This window comes from Ideonella azotifigens (assembly GCF_006519715.1).
Taxonomy (GTDB): domain Bacteria; phylum Pseudomonadota; class Gammaproteobacteria; order Burkholderiales; family Burkholderiaceae_C; genus Ideonella; species Ideonella azotifigens.
The window spans coordinates 1-16,553 of record NZ_VIDT01000049.1 but is presented as its reverse complement, the minus strand read 5'-3'; the positions used below and the strand labels follow the sequence as shown (position 1 = coordinate 16,553).

Sequence of the window (16,553 nt, the reverse complement as noted above, 5' to 3'; positions counted from 1 at the left end):
AGACCCGGCGTTGTTCCTCGCGCCGCTGGTGCACGCATTCGGCTGGGCCTGGGACGACTGGCAGCGCCTGGGCCAGGGCACGGTGGTGGGCCACCTGCTGGAATGCGCCGGCCAGGTGACCGGCGGCTACTTTGCCGACCCTGGCTTCAAGGACGTGCCGGACCTGGCGCGCCTGGGCTTCCCGATGGGCGAGGTCAGCGAAGACGGCGGCCTGGTCGTCACCAAGCTGGCCGCGGCTGGCGGCTGCGTGACCGAGGCCACCTGCAAGGAGCAGTTGCTCTACGAAATCCACGACCCGCAGCGCTACCTGCAGCCGGACGTGGTGGCGGACTTCTCCGAGGTGACGGTGCAGCAGCTCGGCCCGGACCGGGTGCAGGTGAGCGGTGGCCGTGGCGCACCGCGCAGCGGGCTGCTGAAGGTCTCGGTCGGCTACCACGACGGTTTTGTCGGCGAGGGCCAGATCGCCTATGCCGGACCTGGCGCCTTGGCCCGAGCGCAGTTGGCGCAGGCCATCGTCGAAGAGCGGCTGGCGCTGACTGGCGTGGCGCTGCGCGAGCTGCGCTGCGAGCTGATCGGCGTGAACGCGCTGCATGGCGCGGCTTCGCCCCCGTCCGCCGCCGAGCCCTACGAAGTGCGGCTTCGCGTGGCCGCACGAACCGACACGCTGGCTGAAGCGGTGCGCGTGGGCAACGAGGTCGAGACGCTGTACACCAACGGCCCGGCCGGCGGCGGCGGGGCCAGCAAGTCGGCCCGCGAGATCGTCGCGGTGCAGTCGGTGCTGCTGCCCGAGTCCGCGGTGTCGCTGCAAGTCCACCTGATGGAGGCCTGATGCCGAATCCCACGATTGCGCTGCGCACGCTGGCCCACTCGCGCACCGGCGACAAGGGCGACACGTCCAACATTTCACTGATCGCCTACGATCCGGCCCACTTCGCGCACCTGTGCCAGCACGTCAGCGCCGAGGCCGTGAAGGCCCACTTTGCCGGCCTGGTGCTCGGCGAGGTGCGGCGTTACGAGCTGCCGCAACTCGGTGCGCTGAACTTCGTGCTCGAAGGCGCGCTGGGTGGCGGCGTGACGCGTTCACTGGCGCTGGACGCGCACGGCAAGTCGCTCAGCTCGGCCTTGCTGGCACTGGAAATTCCCGAGCCCTGAACCTTTCGGTGCCCTCATTTCAAAACCAACAGGAGACAAGCCCATGCCACATTTCTCTCAACCGACCTTGCGTCGCCAGCTGCTCGCCGCCTTGTTGACCGCCGCGCTGCCGCTGGTGAGCGCCGCCCAGTCCGGCTTCCCCGAGCGGCCCATCACCTTCGTGGTGCCCTTTGCCGCCGGCAGCGCCACCGACCAGCTGGCCCGCGCGCTGGGCAATGCCGTGAGCGAGCAGACCAAACAGGCCGTGGTGGTGGACAACAAGGCTGGCGCCAGCGGCATGCTGGCCGCGCAAAGCGTGGCCCGCGCACAGCCGGACGGCTACACCGTGCTGATTGCGACCAACACCACGCAGGCCGCCAACGAGCACCTGTTCAAGAAGCTGCCCTACGACCCGGTGAAGGACTTCGCGCCCGTCACCGGCCTGGCCAAGGGCGGGCAGGTGCTGGTGGTGCGCAGCGATTCGCCGTACAAGACCGCCGCAGAGCTGGTGGCCGCCGCGCGCAAGCAGCCCGGCAAGCTGAGCTTTGCCAGCGGCAGCGCGTCCAGCCGCGTGGCCGGCGAGATGTTCAGGCAGCTCACCGGCACCGACATCCTGCACGTGCCCTACAAGAGCAACCCGAATGCGCTGACCGACCTGATCGGCGGCCAGGTCGACTTCATGATCCCCGACACGGCCACCGGCGTGCCGCAGATCAAGGGCGGCAAGCTGCGCGCGCTGGGCGTGTCCACCACCCAGCGCATCGCGCTGCTGGCCGACGTGCCCACGCTGGACGAGGCGGGGGTGAAGGGCTACGACATGAGCTACTGGTTCGCCGCCTACCTGCCGGCGCATACCCCGCCGGCCATCGTCGCGCGGGTGCACGAGCTGTTGCTCAACGCCACGCGCAGCGCCGGCGTGAAGAGCTTCAACGACAGCACCGGCACGACGGCCTGGACCTCCACGCCCGAAGAGCTTGGCCGCTTCCAGGCCAGCGAATCGCTGAAGTGGGGCAAGGTGATCAAGGCCGCGGGCATCGAACCGGAGTGACGCTGCTTTGATCAGCCATGCCGGCGGCTCGGGAACCGCGGCTTGCCGAGCAGGCGCGGCGTCATCTGCAGACAATCGTTCGCAACGCGCCTGCCTGTCCCGGCGCCACTCGGCTTGACGACGACGCATGGCCCCGACAACCGACCTCACACCCGAACCTTTTTCCCTGCGCGGCATCGCCGTCTCGGCCTTCGGTCCCTCGCTGCTCTTCGGCATTGGCGAAGGTGCCATTCTCCCGGTCATCCCGCTGACTGCCCGAGACCTCGGTGCCTCGGTCGCGCAGGCCGCGTTGATGGTCACGCTGATCGGCATCGGCTCGATGGTCAGCAACATCCCGGCCTCGCTGATCACGCTGCACCGCGGTGAGCGCTGGGCCATCGTCGCCGCGGCCGTGTGGTGCGCGCTGGCGATGGCGCTGTCCGCCTGGACCGATCACCTCGGCCTGTTTGCGCTGGGCTGCTTCATGATCGGCATGTCGCAGGCCGTCTTCAGCCTGGCGCGGCAGAGCTACCTGACCGAAGCCGTGCCGCCCGAGTTCCGCGCGCGCGCCATGTCCACGCTGGGCGGCGCGATGCGCGTGGGCCTGTTCATCGGCCCGTTCATCGCGGCCTTGGTCATCCATCACTTCGGGCTGACGGGGGCTTACGGCGTGGGCATCGGCGCATTGATCGTGGCCGCGGGCGTTGCCGCGCGCATCCCGGACCTGGTGCCGGCTGCCAATGAAACACAGCCTCACGCTGTCGCTGCGTCTATCACCGCCAAGCCCTCGTTCCGGTCCATCCTGCGGGACCACCACCGCCTCTTCGTCACGCTGGGCATCGGCGTGCTGCTGGTCAGCGCAGTGCGCGCCACGCGGCAGGCGGTGATCCCGCTGTGGGCCGATCACATCGGCCTCGCGCCTTCGGTGGCCGCGCTGATCTACGGCGTGGCCGGCGGCGTGGAGATGCTGGTGTTCTACCCCGCCGGCAAGGTCATGGACCAGAAAGGCCGCCGCTGGGTGGCCGTGCCTTCGATGATCACCATGGGCATCCCGCTGCTGCTGATGCCCTTCACCCATGGCGCCGCCACGCTGCTGCTCGCCGCCTCGTTGATCGGCTTTGGCAACGGCATCGGCTCCGGCATGGTGATGACCCTCGGCGCCGACCATTCCCCCCGCACTGGCCGCGCCCACTTCCTCGGCGTCTGGCGCCTGATGTCCGACATCGGCTCGTCCTGCGGGCCGACGCTGCTGTCCTTCCTGGCGGCGACCTTGTCGCTCGGCGCAGGCATTGCCGCGACCGGGCTCATCGCGTTTGCCGCGGCGGCGCAGCTGGCGTACTGGATTCCGCGGGCGCACGCGGCGCGGCAGGCGAGGCAGCGGGTGCGCTGACGCCGCCGTTTTCCCTTGACCCGAAACCAGGAGCTTGCCGTGCCTTACCTGCAACTGGACGTCAACGACCACTATCCGACCGCCGTCAAGCAACGGCTTGCCGAAAGCATGTGCCGCACCTACGCCGAGATGATGTCGGTGGACATCCGGCGCATCAGCATCGCGGTGCGTGAACTCGGCGAGGGTGGGCTGTGGCGCATGCCCGACCCGGACGCGCCACCCGTGCCCGTCTCGCTGATGATGCTGGACATCCGCCAGGGACGATCACCCGAGTTGCGGATGGCACTTGCCAAGGCGCTGTGTGCCCACTGCATCGAACAGCTCGGCCTGCGCGAGGACCGGCTCAACGTCGAATTCACGCAGCACACTGGCGACGAGATGTACCACCCGACGCTGGGCGGCTACAGCCCGGACTGGACGCCCGACGAGGCTTGAGCGCGCCGTACCACCATTGTTCATCCATCCTCCGTCCATCCCGAGGGCATCGACATGAGACCCGTCTGTTCCCACACCGCCGGCATCCTGCGGGTGGTTCCCAGCGCGCTGGGCTGCGAAGACTGCCTGAAGACGGGCAGCGAATGGGTGCATCTGCGCCTGTGCCGACATTGCGGCCACGTTGGCTGTTGCGACGATTCGCCGCATCGTCACGCGACTGCCCACTTCCATGCCACGGGTCACCCGATCATCGAAGGCTATGACCCGCCAGAAGGCTGGGGCTGGTGCTATGTGGACCGGCTGGTACTCGATCTCGGCGAAAACACGACGCCACAGAACGGGCCGATTCCGCGCTACGTCTGACCCGCGCGGGTCGGGCAGTGCGGCAGCCGCAGGCGCTGCCGGTCCCTCGAACGGTCGCCGAGGTTCACTCGCCCCGCTTCGCTGCCATCGCCTTGCCCACCTCGTTCATGCCCTGAGCCGCGCCGCTGCCCGGCACCTGCTCGCTGTCCCGCTCGCTGACCTCTGCCCAGGCCGCGGCAAGTTGCTCCGGCACGTCGTCGCCGATGCCCAGGTGCAGGCCTTGGGTGAGGGTGATGTGGGCGGCTTCGAAGGTGCCGGCGCCGGCGCAGGCGATGGCGCGGTTGGGGGCGTCCTGGCTGATCAGCCAGAGCAGGGCGGGGGTCACGGCTTCGGGCTTCAGGGCTTCGAGCACGGAGGCCGGCATCAGGCCTTCGGTCATGCGGGTGGCAGCGGTGGGGGCCATGCAGTTGACGCGGATGTCGAACTTCGCGCCTTCGAGCGAGAGCGTCTGCATCAGCCCCACCAGCGCCATCTTGGCGGCGCCGTAGTTGCTCTGGCCGAAGTTGCCGTAGAGACCGCTGGACGAGGTGGTCAGCGCGATGCGGCCGTACTGCTGGGCCTGCATCAGCGGCCACACGGCCTTGCAGCAATGCACGGCGCCCATCAGGTGCACGTCCAGCACCAGGCGGAAGTCTTCCAGCGTCATCTTGGCGAAGCTCTTGTCGCGCAGGATGCCGGCGTTGTTGACCAGGATGTCGACGCGGCCCCAGGTCTGTTGCGCTTCGTCCACCATGGCCTGCACGGCCGCCATGTCGGTCACCGAGGCCGAGTTGGCGATGGCCTGGCCGCCCGCCGCAATGATCTCGTCGACCACCGGCTGTGCGTTGCCCAAATCGTTGACCACCACCTTGGCGCCCCGCGCGGCCAGGGCCAGCGCGTGGCAACGGCCCAGGCCGCCACCGGCGCCAGTGACGATGGCGACGCGGTCGTTGAATGTGAGGCTCATGACTGCCCCTCGTCCAACGAATACGTCGGCCGATCCCCCGAGGGGATGCGGGCCGGCTTGGGAGCGGCCCGGCGCTCGGCCCGCGTGACATGGCCAGGGTGTCTCATGCATGTTCCTTCTGGACTGCCGCGGCGCCAAACGGCCGCGCACGCACTTTACCGGCCCCGCCGCTCCGGAAGCTTCAGCCGGCTTCGCCGAAGGTCTCGGTGTCGACCTCCGCCTGCGAGCCGGCGTTGTAGCGCCCGCCCTGCACGCTGGCCACGTTGACGATCTCGTCCAGGCGTGCCATCTGCTGTTCGCTGAGTTGCACGCTGGTGGCGCCCAGGTCTTCGTCCAGGTGGGCGATCTGCGTGGTGCCGGGGATGGGTATCACATGTTCGCCGCGCTGCAGTAGCCAGGCCAGTGAGAGCTGGGCCAGCGAGCAGTCGGCTTCGTCCGCAATCGCCTGCAGCGCGGGCAGCAGCGTCAGGTTGGCCGCATAGGCCTCGGGCGCGAAGCGCGGCATGCTGCGGCGCAGGTCTGTGGGGACCAAAGCACTCACGTCCTTCAAGGTGCCCGGCAGGAACCCGCGCGCCAGCGGGCTGAAGGCGACGAAGGCCGTGCCCAGCTCGCGGCAAGCGTCCAGCACGGCGATCTCGGGGTTGCGGGTCCACAGCGAATACTCGGTCTGCACCGCGGTGATGGGGTGCACCGCATGCGCGCGCCGCAGCGTGCCGGCCGAGACTTCGCTCAAGCCCAGGCAACGCACCTTGCCCTCTTTCACCAGCTCGGCCATCGCGCCAACCGAGTCCTCGATCGGCACCTTCTTGTCCCAGCGGTGCAGGTAGAACAGGTCGATCACGTCGGTGCGCAGGCGGCGCAGGCTGGCCTCGCAGCTGGCCTTGATCGTGGCCGGGCGGCCGTCCAGCACGCGCTTGAGCTTGCCGTCTTCACCGGGCACGCCATGCAGCCCGCACTTGCTGGCCAGCGTGAAGCGGCTGCGGTGCGGGCTCAGTACCTTGCCCACCAGTTCCTCGTTGGCGCCGAAGCCGTAGAGTGCGGCAGTGTCGAACAGCGTCACGCCGCGGTCCAGCGCATGCAGCAGCAACTGCTCGGCCTGCGCCAAGGCGGGCGGCTGGCCGTAGGCATGGCTGAGGTTCATGCAGCCCAGGCCGATGGCGCTGACTTGGAATGGGCCGAGGGAGCGGGTGGGAAGCATGGTGACGGTCCTTGGCGAGATGGCTCAGCAGCGAGTCTAGCCACCCCGCGCGCATGGCGGAGCGCTGTAGAGTGAAGCCCCTGAAGGAGCGACACCATGAGCGACTGGAACCCCGCGCTGTACACCCGCTTTGAAGAAGAGCGTACCCGGCCCGCGGCCGAACTGCTGGCGCGCGTGCCGCTGGCCTCGGCCGGCAGCGTGGTCGACCTGGGCTGCGGCCCGGGCAACTCCACCGAACTGCTGGTGCGGCGCTTTGCCGGTGCGAAGGTCATTGGCATGGACAGCTCGCCTGCCATGCTGGTCAGCGCCCGCGAGCGCCTGCCCGGCGTGCTGTTCGAGCAGGGCGACATCGCCACCTGGTCACCCCCTGCGCCGGTGGACCTGCTGTACGCCAACGCTTCGCTGCAATGGCTGCCCGGCCACGAGCAACTGGTGCCGCGCCTGCTGTCGCTGCTGGCACCTGGTGGCGCGCTGGCGATTCAGATGCCGGACAACCTGGACCAGCCCAGCCACGTGTCCATGCGCGAGACCGCCGCCGAGCCGCGCTTTGCTGCAAGCATCGGCGACGCCGGCCAGGTGCGAGCCCGCATCCTGCCGGCTGAGCAGTACCACGACCTGCTGTCCCGCGAGGCCGAGGTCGACGTCTGGCGCACCACCTATTACCACCCGATGGCCGACGCCGCCGCCATCGTGCAATGGCTGCGCGCGACCGGCCTGAAACCTTTCCTCGAACCGCTGAGCCCGGCGCTGCAGGCCGAGTTCCTGGCTGCCTACCAGGCCCGCATCGAAGCAGCCTACCCGCAGCGCGCCGACGGCCAGCGCCTGCTGGCCTTCCCGCGGCTGTTCATCGTGGCACGCAAGAAGGCCTGAACCTAAAGCGCCTTGATCAGCTGCAGGCAGGGGTTGCGCGGGTGCCAGAGGTCGGGGAACACCTCCAGCGGCAGATAACCCACCCGTTCGTAGAAGGCCCGCGTCTCGGCGTAGGCCAGGCTGGGGTGTCCGGCTGCAATCGTCTTGACCTGCATGAAGCGCGCGCCACGCGTCTTCGCCCAAGCCTCTGAAGCCTGCATCAGGGCCAGCCCGCAGCCACTGCGCCGCCGGTCTGCATGCACCGCCAGGCAGTGCACCTCGAATGACGACGGGAAGTGCTCGCGCAGCGTGATGAACCCGAACGCTGGCCCGTCCGTGTCCTGCGCCACCCAGGTCGGGTGCAGGACCGAGTCCCGCACGTATTCGAGCAGAGACTCTTCGATGCCGAACCAGTCCGGCAGGCTGCGCAGGATGGCTTCGCACCGTGACGACACGTCGCCTTGTGACAGCGTGATGTTCATGGCGCCATCAGCGCCCGCATGACGTGCTGGTGATGGGCCAGGAAGTCGCGGGTGATCTTGAAGTGTTCGGTGTCTTCGTAGGCGACCTGGGCAATGCCTTTGCCCGAGCCGTTTTCACCGACGAAAAACGTGACCTTGGGGTGCAGGTCCAGGCTGTCGAAGGAGCGGATGGCCGGCAGCGAAAACGGGTAGCGAGCGAAGGACTCGACCTTGTCGCGAAGCAAGGTGATGCGCTGGATGTACTGGCTGGAAATCACGGACATGGCGGTTTCCGGGTTCGGGTGAATCCATTCTGACGGATGCGCCCGATGGAAGCTTTCCATCGGTCCCGGCTGCAGTTCACGCGGCCGAACCCGTCATTCGTCGCAGCGCGCTGGCAGCCATGGGTGGCGTTTCCTAAAGTGCATCCATCGACAACGGATTTGCACCGCTTCAGGAGCCCACCATGACCGCCACTTTCAACACCGCTCGCGCTGTCTCTGCCACGACCCAGTCGGGCGTTGAGCGGGTGGGTTTTGCGGGGCTGGCGCTGGTGATGACGTTCAGCGTGCTGGCGGCCCTGTCGCAGATCGCGGATCGCCAGGTTGATGGCGTCACGCTGGCCAATGCCGCGCGCTTCGATGCGCCGGCGCAAGTCGTGGTGATCGTCGGCAAGCGGGTCACCGCGAACGTCTGACACGGCGAGCGCGTCGCCCGATGGGCGGGCCGCTGGACAGCGGCCATGCGCGAGAAGCGCTGGCGGCCCAGGTCTTCAAAGGCCGGCCAGCCGCCTCAGGCGGACAACCGGTCTTAGCACCGGTTGTCCTGTGCCCTCAGGACTTCACAGCCACTTCGGCCGGGGCATCACCCGCAGGCAGGATCGCACCAGCGGTGGCCAGCGGTGCCGGCTGTGCCACGACAGTGGCCTTCTTCACAGCCAGCTTCTTCGGCAGCTTCGGGCCTGGCACTGGCACCACTGTTTCCACCGCAGGGGCGGCTGCGGCCGCTTCCGGCTTGGCTGGCTTCTTCGGTGCCTTCGCAGGCTTGGCTGCCTTGGCCGACGCCGCTTCGCTGAGCTTGGCGGGTGCGCTGGCTGCGACCACGGGCGCTGGCGCCGAGGCCAACAGCTTCTTTTCAAGCGCCTTGATCTTGCGCTGCGCCGAAGCAAGCTCCTTGCGGGTCTCTTCGTGCGCGGCCGTGGCGGCGGTCAACGCGGCGGCTTGATCGGTGGCGGCCTGCTTGCCGTCGGCCTTCAGCGACTTCAGGCTGGCCTTGAGCTTGGCCAGTGCTGCAAGCGCCGTCGCCGGCAATTCCACGCGCCAACCGTCTTCCGCTTCCGAGATCGAGGTGTAGTCCACCTTGGCTTCCACCAGGAAAGCCAGTTTCTTCGGCAATTCGAAGCGTCCTGCTTCGATGCGGCTGCGGTCGATCTTCTTGGCCATGCGTTCAATCCTTGAAAGAGGTAAGGGCCCAATCGTAACTTGCGCACATTCGCGGGTGTGACCGCCGTCCGGCACGGTGTGCGAATCTGCCGCTTGCAATGGTGCCGGGCCGCATTCCTCAGGCAGCCGTGAAGTTGCCGTGGAAGCCATACGGCAACCCGTACGGCAGGGTCGCCTGCGCGACGGGTCCGTCCGCGAGGTGGCGCGCGTCCAGCAGGTTGACGCGTGTCACGCCATTGGCCGTGTCGAAGCTCGTGCCCAGCAGCCAGGCGTCGAGTTCGCCCTGCTTGCCGGGCTTGGGCACGACGATGTGCTCTTCGACCACCGTGCCCGGGCCGTAGTCATGGCGCTGCGTGCGGCCGGTCTGGAGGTCGCGCAGCTGCAGGCCGTGGAACCACTGCGGCCGGCCTGCGCCGCGGTCCCAGCTGGCGACGGTCAGCAGGTGGCGGGTGGCCTGGCCGTTGCGCAGCGGATGCGCGCGTGGGAACTCGACGGTGTCCTGCATGCCTTCGACGCGGACCTTTCCGGTCCGCATGTCCAGCACCGCGAGTTGCGTGCTGGACCCGCCGAAGCTGGCCGGGTGGCCGGCCACCAGAGACGACGCCCCGTGCATCAGGAACTCGGGCGTGGGTGAGCTGACGAAGCTCAGCACGATGCTGCCGTCGGCGCGCTCATGGGCGTTGCCCACGTGGAAGACCATTTGCGACGGCAGCTCGAACACGCGCCGCTGGGCGATGTCGTCCTTCTTCATCACCAGGATGCGCAGCGGCTCCTTGGGTTCATGGGTGAAGGCCTTGCCGCCTGTCACGTCTTCGCCGAAGTTGAGCTTCACCGGCGGCAGCGGCAGCACGATGTGGCGCTCGGTGATCGCCGCGTCATGCGCCATGCCGCCGGGGTAGGGCGACTCGCCGATCTGCGCCTTGACCAGTTGGCCCATCGGGTCGACATGCCAGACCACCAGGTTCGCGCCGGCGCTGCCGAAGTTCCACAGGTTGCCCTTGGCGTCCAGCTTCGGATGGGCCGAGAACGGCATCTGCGCCAGGCCTTGCTGCCAGGTCACCGGGCCCAGCGTGGCGAGGTCGTCGGGGCTGAGCGCAAACGCCGAGCCGCCTTCCCACATCGCCAGCACCCTGCCGGCGTGCTCCATCGCGTTGGTGTTGGCAACGTTGAAGCTGTCCGGGCCTTGCGCGGGTTCGCCGCCCTCGATGCGCGTGCCGTAGGCATTGAAGAGGAACTTGCCGGCCTTCTGCTCGGCGACCAGCTTGGGCGTGCGCACCAGGCGGCCGAGGTGGCGCACCGCGGGCTTGGCACCGCCGCTGAAGCTGAACTGCTGCACCATGCCGTCGCCCGCGAACCAGTGGTGGTAGCGCTGGCCGTCGCGCTCGTTCAGTGCCGGGCCGTTGCGGTAGAAGCGTCCACGGAATTCGGCGGGCCACTTGCCCGACAGGCTCAGCGCATCGCAGCGCAGGTCCTGATCGGTCACGCCCTTGAATGGCTTCAGCCAGGGTTGGCCGGCCACCGCATCGTCAAAGACCTGGCCCTCGGGCGAGCGCGCAAAGGCTGGCCAGCGGGTCGCGGCAGTCGCAGCGGCAAAGGCACGGAGGAAGGCGCGGCGTTGCAGGGTGGTGCGCATGGGGTGCTCCGCTTGGCCCGTCGACTACTTGGAGAGCTTGACGACGAGGGTCTCGGTGCCCAGCGGCACCTGTGCCGAGTCCCAGCTCGGTCCCATCATTGCGACCTTGCCCGAGGCGCCCCAGGGCTCGGTCGGCATGCCAAACGGGTTGGCGTCCATCTTGCCGTTGGCGTTCAGGTCTTGATAGGCCGTCAGCGCGACAGTGTCGCCGGTCAGGCCGCAGACCTGGATCGCCATCGTCTCGCCAGTCACCGCCAGTTGCAGCTGGCTTGCCGCGGTCTTGCGGAAGCTGGCAACGTCCGTGTAGGCCGCAACCATCAACGGCCCCTGGCCGGTGCGCAGGTTCTGCACCTCGACCTTGGCGCAGCCGCCCGGCGCTTCGGCGTGCGCCAGCGTGGCGAAGAAAGCCAGTGCGAGGCCGGCGGCGGCGGCGGTGAACAATGCTTTCATGAGGACTCCCGTGGTTGGCGAATGAGCGGACTCTAGGAGTGCTCGCCCTGCCTCGCACCGCGGATGCGACGGAACGGCGCCAGGCGGCGCGAGATGTCGGGCGGCGGCGCGAATTGCAGCCGGCGGCCGGCGCACCCGGCAATCGCGATGACGCCGATGGCTTCGCTGCTGTGTGCGCGCGCCGGCACCGGTTCGCCGCAGGTCTCGGCCAGCCGGCTGGAAGCAGGGCTGCGCGTGCTGGTCGAGACCCTGCGGGGCGCGCCGCCGATGGCCTGAATCGCCCAGTGCTGCGGGGCAAACAGGTTTCCGATAACCCCTAAAAGAGGGGTGGCGAAGGCTCGTGGCCTGTCGTTAGCATGCGGCCCATGAGCCCGTCGATGATGTCCGCCTCCCCCGCCTTGCCTGGCAGCCAGCAGTCTGCCAATGATGCGCAGGCCGCCGACGCTGGCCCCGATGCCGGCAACAACCAGCGCTTGCGCGACCTGGTCGATGCGCTGGGTGTGAGCCCTGCTGTGGCGCTCACGCTGTTCAACCGCGGCCTGGGCACCAGCGCGCATTCGGACAGCGAATGGAAGGCCTTGATGGCTTCCCCCTCAACGCCCCGTTTCCGCCCGCTGGACAGCCGCCTGCTGGCCCACGCCGAACAGGCCTTCGCCCGGGCGGCCCGTCCGCCGCGCCGCGGCATCCAGGGCTGATCAGCCGACGCTGCAGATCGGCGCGCTGCCGCGTTTGATGCGCGCTTGATGAGCGGCTGGAGGAGCGCGGCGACCGCGCGGCGCTTCTGGTGGCGCGGTTGATGGATGTCAAGGTGCGAGCCAGGCACCGGCCTAGAGTGACTGATGTCACAAAAGTCCGGGATCAAGGCCATGAATTCGCACCCTCCTCTCCGCAGTTCGCGGCCGTTGCCGCGCCTTGCAGAAGTGCCACGCGCATCGCCCGTCGTGGCGGTCGGGGGCCGGGGCGCGTTGGGGCTGGGCGCGCTCAGCAGCCTGGTCGTCGGCTCGATGATTGGCTCGGGCGTGTTCTCGCTGCCGCAGAACATGGCAGCGGGTGCCGGTGCCGGTGCCATCCTGCTGGGCTGGGCGGTGACGGCGGTGGGCATGCTGTCGCTGGCGCTGATGTTCGTGCAGCTGTCACGACAGGCGCCCGATGCGATTGGCGGCGTCTACGGTTATGCCCGTGCCGGCTTTGGCGACTTTGTCGGCTTCAACTCGGCCTGGGGTTACTGGCTCTCGGCGGTGATCGGCAATGCCGGCTACCTCATCATCATCTTCTCGTCGCTGGCCTACTTCCTGCCGAACCTTGGCTTTGGCGATGGCAACACGGCGGCCGGCATTGCCGGCGCGTCGGTGCTGCTGTGGCTCTATCACGCGCTGGTGCTGCGCGGCGTGAAGTCGGCTGCGGCGGTGAACACCGTCGTCACGCTGGCCAAGCTGGTGCCGCTGGCGCTGTTCGGCGTGCTGGTGGCGCTGGCCTTCCAGGCCCGCAGCTTCTCGCTGGACTTCTGGGGCAGCGAAGCCCTGGGCCCTGTGTTCGGCCAGGTCAAGTCGACCATGCTGGTCACCGTCTGGGCCTTCATCGGCATCGAAGGGGCGGCGGTCTTCTCGGGCCGGGCGCGTGAACCTGGCGACGTGGGCCGTGCCACCGTCATCGGCTTCCTGCTGACGATCGTGCTCTACATGGCCATCACGCTGCTCTCGCTGGGCGTGGTGCCGCAGGCCGAGCTGGCCGCGATGAAGAACCCGTCAACCGCTGCCGTGCTGGAGCGGGCGGTGGGCTCCTGGGGTGCCGTGCTGATGCTGGGTGGCGTGCTGCTCTCGGTGGGTGGCGCGATGCTGTCCTGGACCATGCTGGCCGCCGAGGTGCCGTTTTCTGCCGGCAAGGAGCGGGTCTTCCCCGCGGCCTTCGAGCGCGAGAACGCGCAGGGCGCGCCGACGACCGCGCTGTGGTGGAGCAATGGCGTGGTGCAGCTGATGCTGCTGCTGTCCTTCTTCGCCGGAGATGCCTACCTGGCGCTGATCAAGCTGGCCACCTCGACCATCCTGGTGCCCTACCTCTTGTGCGCACTGTTCGCACTCAAGCTCTCGCTGCGCAAGGGCGGCGCAGCGCTCGGCCTGACCGGCGGCGTGGCCACGGTCTACAGCCTCTGGCTGCTGTACGCGGCTGGCCCGATCTACCTGCTGCTCACGGCGCTGATCTACGCGCCTGGCCTGGCGGTGCATGCCTGGTCCCAGCGGGCCCAGGGTCGCAGCGTGCTGCGCGGGGCCGAATGGGCGCTGGCCGCGGTGCTAGTGGCGGCAGCGGCGGCGACGCTGGCCATGCTGGCCAATGGCTCGCTGGACCTGGCCAAGATCTGAAGGACGCATGATGCAACAAGGTGTTTTTTCCGAAGTCGGCCGCCTGCGCAGCGTGCTGGTCTGCCGCCCCGGCCTGGCCCATCGCCGCCTGACCCCGGCCAACTGCCACGAGTTGCTGTTCGATGACGTGCTGTGGGTGGAGCGCGCACAGCGCGACTTTGCGCAGTTCGTGCACGAGATGCGCAGCCGCGACATCGAGGTGCTGGAGCTGCACGAGCTGCTGGCCCAGACCCTGGCGCTGCCAGAGGCCAAGCGCTGGCTGCTGGAACGCAAGATCGCGCCGGACACCGTGGGCCCCGGCATGCTCGAAGAGCTGCGCGCCGCGCTGGCCGAGCTGCCACCGGCCCGGCTCGCCGAGTTGCTGATTGGCGGCATGACCAAGGCCGACCTGCCTTTCCAGCCGCGCGGTCTGCTGGGCGCCTACCTTGCGCTCGAAGACTTCGTGCTGCCGCCTTTGCCCAACACCTTGTTCACCCGCGACACCACCTGCTGGGTGGGTCATGGCGTGAGTCTGAACCCCTTGTATTGGCCGGCTCGCCGTGGCGAGACGCTGCTGACGGCCGCCATCTACCGCTTCCACCCGCGCTTCGAGAACGCGGGTTTCAAGACCTGGTTCGGCGATCCGACGCAGGATCATGGCCTGGCCACGCTGGAAGGCGGCGATGTGATGATGCTGGGCGAAGGCGTGGTGCTGGTGGGCATGGGCGAGCGCAGCAGCCCGCAGGCGGTGATGCAGTTTGCCCAATCCCTGATGCGGGGCGGCGCGGCCCGCGCCGTGGTCGCGGCCCAGCTGCCTCGCTCGCGCGCCGCGATGCACCTGGACACGGTGTTCACCCAGTGCGCGCCTGACGTCTTCACCTACTTCCCCGAGGTGGTCAGCCAGATCGTCTGCCACGAACTTCGGCCTTCCGAGCACGGTGCCGGCCTGCAACTGCGCTCGCACGGCGACACGCCGCTGCTGCAGGTGCTGGCCGAGGTCATGGAGCTGCCGGCCTTCCAGGCCATTGCCACCGGCGGCGACCACTTCGAGGCCGAGCGCGAGCAGTGGGACGACGGCAACAACGTGCTGGCGCTCTCGCCTGGCGTGGTCGTCGGCTATGACCGCAACACCACCACCAACCGCCGCCTGCGCGCGGCCGGCATCGAGGTGGTGGAGATCCCTGGCGGCGAGCTGGGCCGCGGCCGCGGCGGCGCGCACTGCATGAGCTGCCCGATTCAACGCGACCCCGTCGCCTACCGCTGAACCCGAGGTTCCTGATGAGCTACAACCTGCACAACCGAAGCCTGCTCTCGCTCGACGAGTTGAGCGCACGCGACCTCGACTACCTCTTGGGCATGGCCCACGAGCTCAAGCGCGCCAAGGCCGCCGGCACCGAGCAGCCGCAGCTGCGAGGCAAGAACATCGCGCTGCTGTTCGAGAAGGCGTCCACCCGCACGCGCTGCGCCTTCGAGGTGGCGGCCTTCGACCAGGGCGCCAACGTCTCCTTCATCGGCCCCGGCGATTCGCAGCTGGGCGAGAAGGAAAGCGTGAAGGACACGGCGCGCGTGCTGGGCCGGCTGTACGACGCGATCGAGTACCGCGGCTTCGCGCAGGCCATCGTCAAGGAACTGGCCGAGTACGCCGGCGTGCCGGTCTACAACGGCCTGACCAACGAGTTCCATCCCACGCAGATCCTGGCGGACTTCATGACCATGCAGGAGCATTGCAGCCGCCCGCTGTCGGAGATGCGCCTGGCCTACCTGGGCGATGCCCGCTACAACATGGGCGACACCTTGCTGCAGGGCGCGGCGCTGATGGGCATGGACCTGCGCATCGGCGCGCCACCGGCGCTTTGGCCCTCGCATGCGCTGATCCAGTCGGCCCAGAACAAGGCGCGCGACACTGGTGCGCGGCTGAACTTCTGCGAATCGGCCATCGAGGCGGTGCGCGGTGCGGATTTTGTCTACACCGACGTGTGGGTCTCGATGGGCGAGCCCGATGCCGTGTGGGACGAACGCATCGCGTTGTTGCGCCCGTACCAGGTCAATGCCGCGCTGATGAAGGCCACGGGGAACCCTGCGGTCAAGTTCATGCATTGCCTGCCGGCCCTGCACGACCGCAGCACCCGCAAGGGCGGCGAGATCTGCCGCAAGCACGACATGGACGGCCTGGAGGTCACCGACGAGGTCTTCGAGTCGCCGGCCTCCGTGGTGTGGGACCAGGCCGAGAACCGCCTGCACACCATCAAGGCGCTGCTGGTCGCCACACTGGCCTGAGATGCGCATCGTCGCAGCCTTGGGCGGCAATGCCCTGATCCGCCGCGGCCAGCCGCTCAGCGTGCAGACGCAGCGCGACAACCTGGTCGCTGCAGCCCAGGCGCTGGCGCCGCTGGCGCGCACGCATGAACTGCTGATCACGCACGGCAACGGCCCGCAGGTCGGCCTGCTGGCGCTGCAGGCCGCCGCCTACGCCGGTCAGTCCGGTGGCGAAGCCACGCCACTGGATGTGCTGGGCGCAGAGAGCGAAGGCATGGTGGGCTACCTGATCGAGCAGGCGCTGGCCAACCTGTTGCCAGAGCGCCGCTTTGCGACCTTGCTCACGCAGGTCGAGGTCGACTCAGCCGATCCGGCGTTCGCCCATCCGAGCAAGCCGATTGGCCCGCTCTACAGCGAGGCCGAGCTGGCTGCCCTGGTGCGGCCGGCCCACTGGCAGTTCGGACGCGATGGCGAGCGCTGGCGCCGCCTGGTGGCGTCACCGCGGCCGCTGCAGGTGCTGGAGCTGCCCGTGATCCGCCTGCTGCTGGAACAGGGCGTGAGCGTGATCTGCGGCGGCGGGGGTGGCATTCCGGTGCTGCGCCGCGACGGGGTCGTGCACGGCGTCGAAGCCGTGAT

20 protein-coding genes and 1 pseudogene are annotated in these 16,553 nt (G+C 68.5%); 14 read left to right on the top strand and 7 right to left on the bottom strand.

Translation table 11 applies throughout. The annotated features are described in order from the left end of the window. The 6 genes from FKP22_RS05710 to FKP22_RS05685 all read left to right on the top strand — a co-directional run. Positions 1–829 (top strand): acyclic terpene utilization AtuA family protein (locus tag FKP22_RS05710; protein ID WP_141286029.1); only part of this gene is annotated, 829 nt, incomplete at its 5' end. Between the two features lie 14 nt (positions 830–843). After that, positions 844–1,152: an AtuA-related protein gene (locus tag FKP22_RS05705; protein WP_141286031.1), complete on the top strand. Its 309-nt coding sequence runs from the start codon at positions 844–846 to the stop codon at positions 1,150–1,152. 43 nt (positions 1,153–1,195) lie between these two features. After that, positions 1,196–2,179, top strand: a complete 984-nt coding sequence (locus FKP22_RS05700) for a Bug family tripartite tricarboxylate transporter substrate binding protein (RefSeq protein WP_141286027.1) — start codon at positions 1,196–1,198, stop codon at positions 2,177–2,179. A 127-nt stretch (positions 2,180–2,306) separates the two neighbouring features. Then, a complete protein-coding gene (locus tag FKP22_RS05695) occupies positions 2,307–3,548 on the top strand; it encodes an MFS transporter (protein WP_141286025.1) in 1,242 nt (413 codons plus the stop codon). A 39-nt stretch (positions 3,549–3,587) separates the two neighbouring features. Then, entirely contained in the window at positions 3,588–3,983 is a 396-nt protein-coding gene (locus tag FKP22_RS05690) for a tautomerase (RefSeq protein WP_141286023.1), read from the top strand. 54 nt (positions 3,984–4,037) lie between these two features. Continuing rightward, complete coding sequence (locus FKP22_RS05685; RefSeq protein WP_141286022.1) at positions 4,038–4,346, top strand: UBP-type zinc finger domain-containing protein; 309 nt, start codon at positions 4,038–4,040, stop codon at positions 4,344–4,346. A 64-nt stretch (positions 4,347–4,410) separates the two neighbouring features. Here FKP22_RS05685 and FKP22_RS05680 read toward each other — a convergent pair whose 3' ends face one another. Together FKP22_RS05680 and FKP22_RS05675 are read right to left on the bottom strand one after the other, a co-directional pair. Beyond that, positions 4,411–5,292 carry an SDR family NAD(P)-dependent oxidoreductase gene (locus tag FKP22_RS05680; RefSeq protein ID WP_141286020.1) on the bottom strand — a complete coding sequence of 294 codons (882 nt, stop codon included), beginning with the start codon at positions 5,290–5,292 and terminating at the stop codon, positions 4,411–4,413. 181 nt (positions 5,293–5,473) lie between these two features. Further along, entirely contained in the window at positions 5,474–6,490 is a 1,017-nt protein-coding gene (locus FKP22_RS05675; RefSeq protein ID WP_141286018.1) for an aldo/keto reductase, read from the bottom strand. A 96-nt stretch (positions 6,491–6,586) separates the two neighbouring features. On the opposite strand from FKP22_RS05675, the gene tam reads away from it, so the two are divergent. Further along, complete coding sequence (tam, locus tag FKP22_RS05670; RefSeq protein ID WP_141286016.1) at positions 6,587–7,360, top strand: trans-aconitate 2-methyltransferase; 774 nt, start codon at positions 6,587–6,589, stop codon at positions 7,358–7,360. A gap of 2 nt (positions 7,361–7,362) precedes the next feature. On the opposite strand, the gene FKP22_RS05665 is transcribed toward tam, so the two are convergent. Further along, a complete protein-coding gene (locus FKP22_RS05665) occupies positions 7,363–7,821 on the bottom strand; it encodes a GNAT family N-acetyltransferase (protein ID WP_141286014.1) in 459 nt (152 codons plus the stop codon). A 98-nt stretch (positions 7,822–7,919) separates the two neighbouring features. Then, positions 7,920–8,078: pseudogene (locus FKP22_RS05660) on the bottom strand (AAA family ATPase); the annotation flags it as partial. A 188-nt stretch (positions 8,079–8,266) separates the two neighbouring features. On the opposite strand from FKP22_RS05660, the gene FKP22_RS05655 reads away from it, so the two are divergent. Next, entirely contained in the window at positions 8,267–8,497 is a 231-nt protein-coding gene (locus FKP22_RS05655) for a hypothetical protein (protein WP_141286012.1), read from the top strand. A gap of 136 nt (positions 8,498–8,633) precedes the next feature. On the opposite strand, the gene FKP22_RS05650 is transcribed toward FKP22_RS05655, so the two are convergent. From FKP22_RS05650 to FKP22_RS05640, 3 genes are all read right to left on the bottom strand, one after another. Next, the gene (locus FKP22_RS05650) at positions 8,634–9,242 is read right to left on the bottom strand and encodes a hypothetical protein (RefSeq protein ID WP_141286010.1); all 609 of its coding nucleotides are present in this window, start codon (positions 9,240–9,242) and stop codon (positions 8,634–8,636) included. A 118-nt stretch (positions 9,243–9,360) separates the two neighbouring features. Continuing rightward, positions 9,361–10,875 carry a carotenoid oxygenase family protein gene (locus FKP22_RS05645; protein WP_141286009.1) on the bottom strand — a complete coding sequence of 505 codons (1,515 nt, stop codon included), beginning with the start codon at positions 10,873–10,875 and terminating at the stop codon, positions 9,361–9,363. A 24-nt stretch (positions 10,876–10,899) separates the two neighbouring features. Beyond that, positions 10,900–11,325, bottom strand: a complete 426-nt coding sequence (locus tag FKP22_RS05640; protein WP_141286007.1) for a DUF2141 domain-containing protein — start codon at positions 11,323–11,325, stop codon at positions 10,900–10,902. 147 nt (positions 11,326–11,472) lie between these two features. On the opposite strand from FKP22_RS05640, the gene FKP22_RS34240 reads away from it, so the two are divergent. The 6 genes from FKP22_RS34240 to FKP22_RS05615 form a co-directional block, all read left to right on the top strand. After that, on the top strand, positions 11,473–11,601 hold the full coding sequence (locus tag FKP22_RS34240) for a hypothetical protein (protein ID WP_259372426.1): 129 nt from the start codon (positions 11,473–11,475) through the stop codon (positions 11,599–11,601). A 101-nt stretch (positions 11,602–11,702) separates the two neighbouring features. Beyond that, positions 11,703–12,020: a hypothetical protein gene (locus FKP22_RS05635; RefSeq protein ID WP_141286005.1), complete on the top strand. Its 318-nt coding sequence runs from the start codon at positions 11,703–11,705 to the stop codon at positions 12,018–12,020. 171 nt (positions 12,021–12,191) lie between these two features. After that, the gene (locus FKP22_RS05630; protein ID WP_141286003.1) at positions 12,192–13,682 is read left to right on the top strand and encodes a basic amino acid/polyamine antiporter; all 1,491 of its coding nucleotides are present in this window, start codon (positions 12,192–12,194) and stop codon (positions 13,680–13,682) included. 10 nt (positions 13,683–13,692) lie between these two features. Then, the gene (arcA, locus tag FKP22_RS05625; protein ID WP_211361312.1) at positions 13,693–14,925 is read left to right on the top strand and encodes an arginine deiminase; all 1,233 of its coding nucleotides are present in this window, start codon (positions 13,693–13,695) and stop codon (positions 14,923–14,925) included. A 14-nt stretch (positions 14,926–14,939) separates the two neighbouring features. Further along, on the top strand, positions 14,940–15,938 hold the full coding sequence (argF, locus tag FKP22_RS05620) for an ornithine carbamoyltransferase (RefSeq protein ID WP_141285999.1): 999 nt from the start codon (positions 14,940–14,942) through the stop codon (positions 15,936–15,938). A gap of 1 nt (position 15,939) precedes the next feature. Further along, positions 15,940–16,553, top strand: a 614-nt coding sequence (locus tag FKP22_RS05615; protein WP_445663745.1) for an amino acid kinase family protein, incomplete at its 3' end; no start/stop codon positions are given.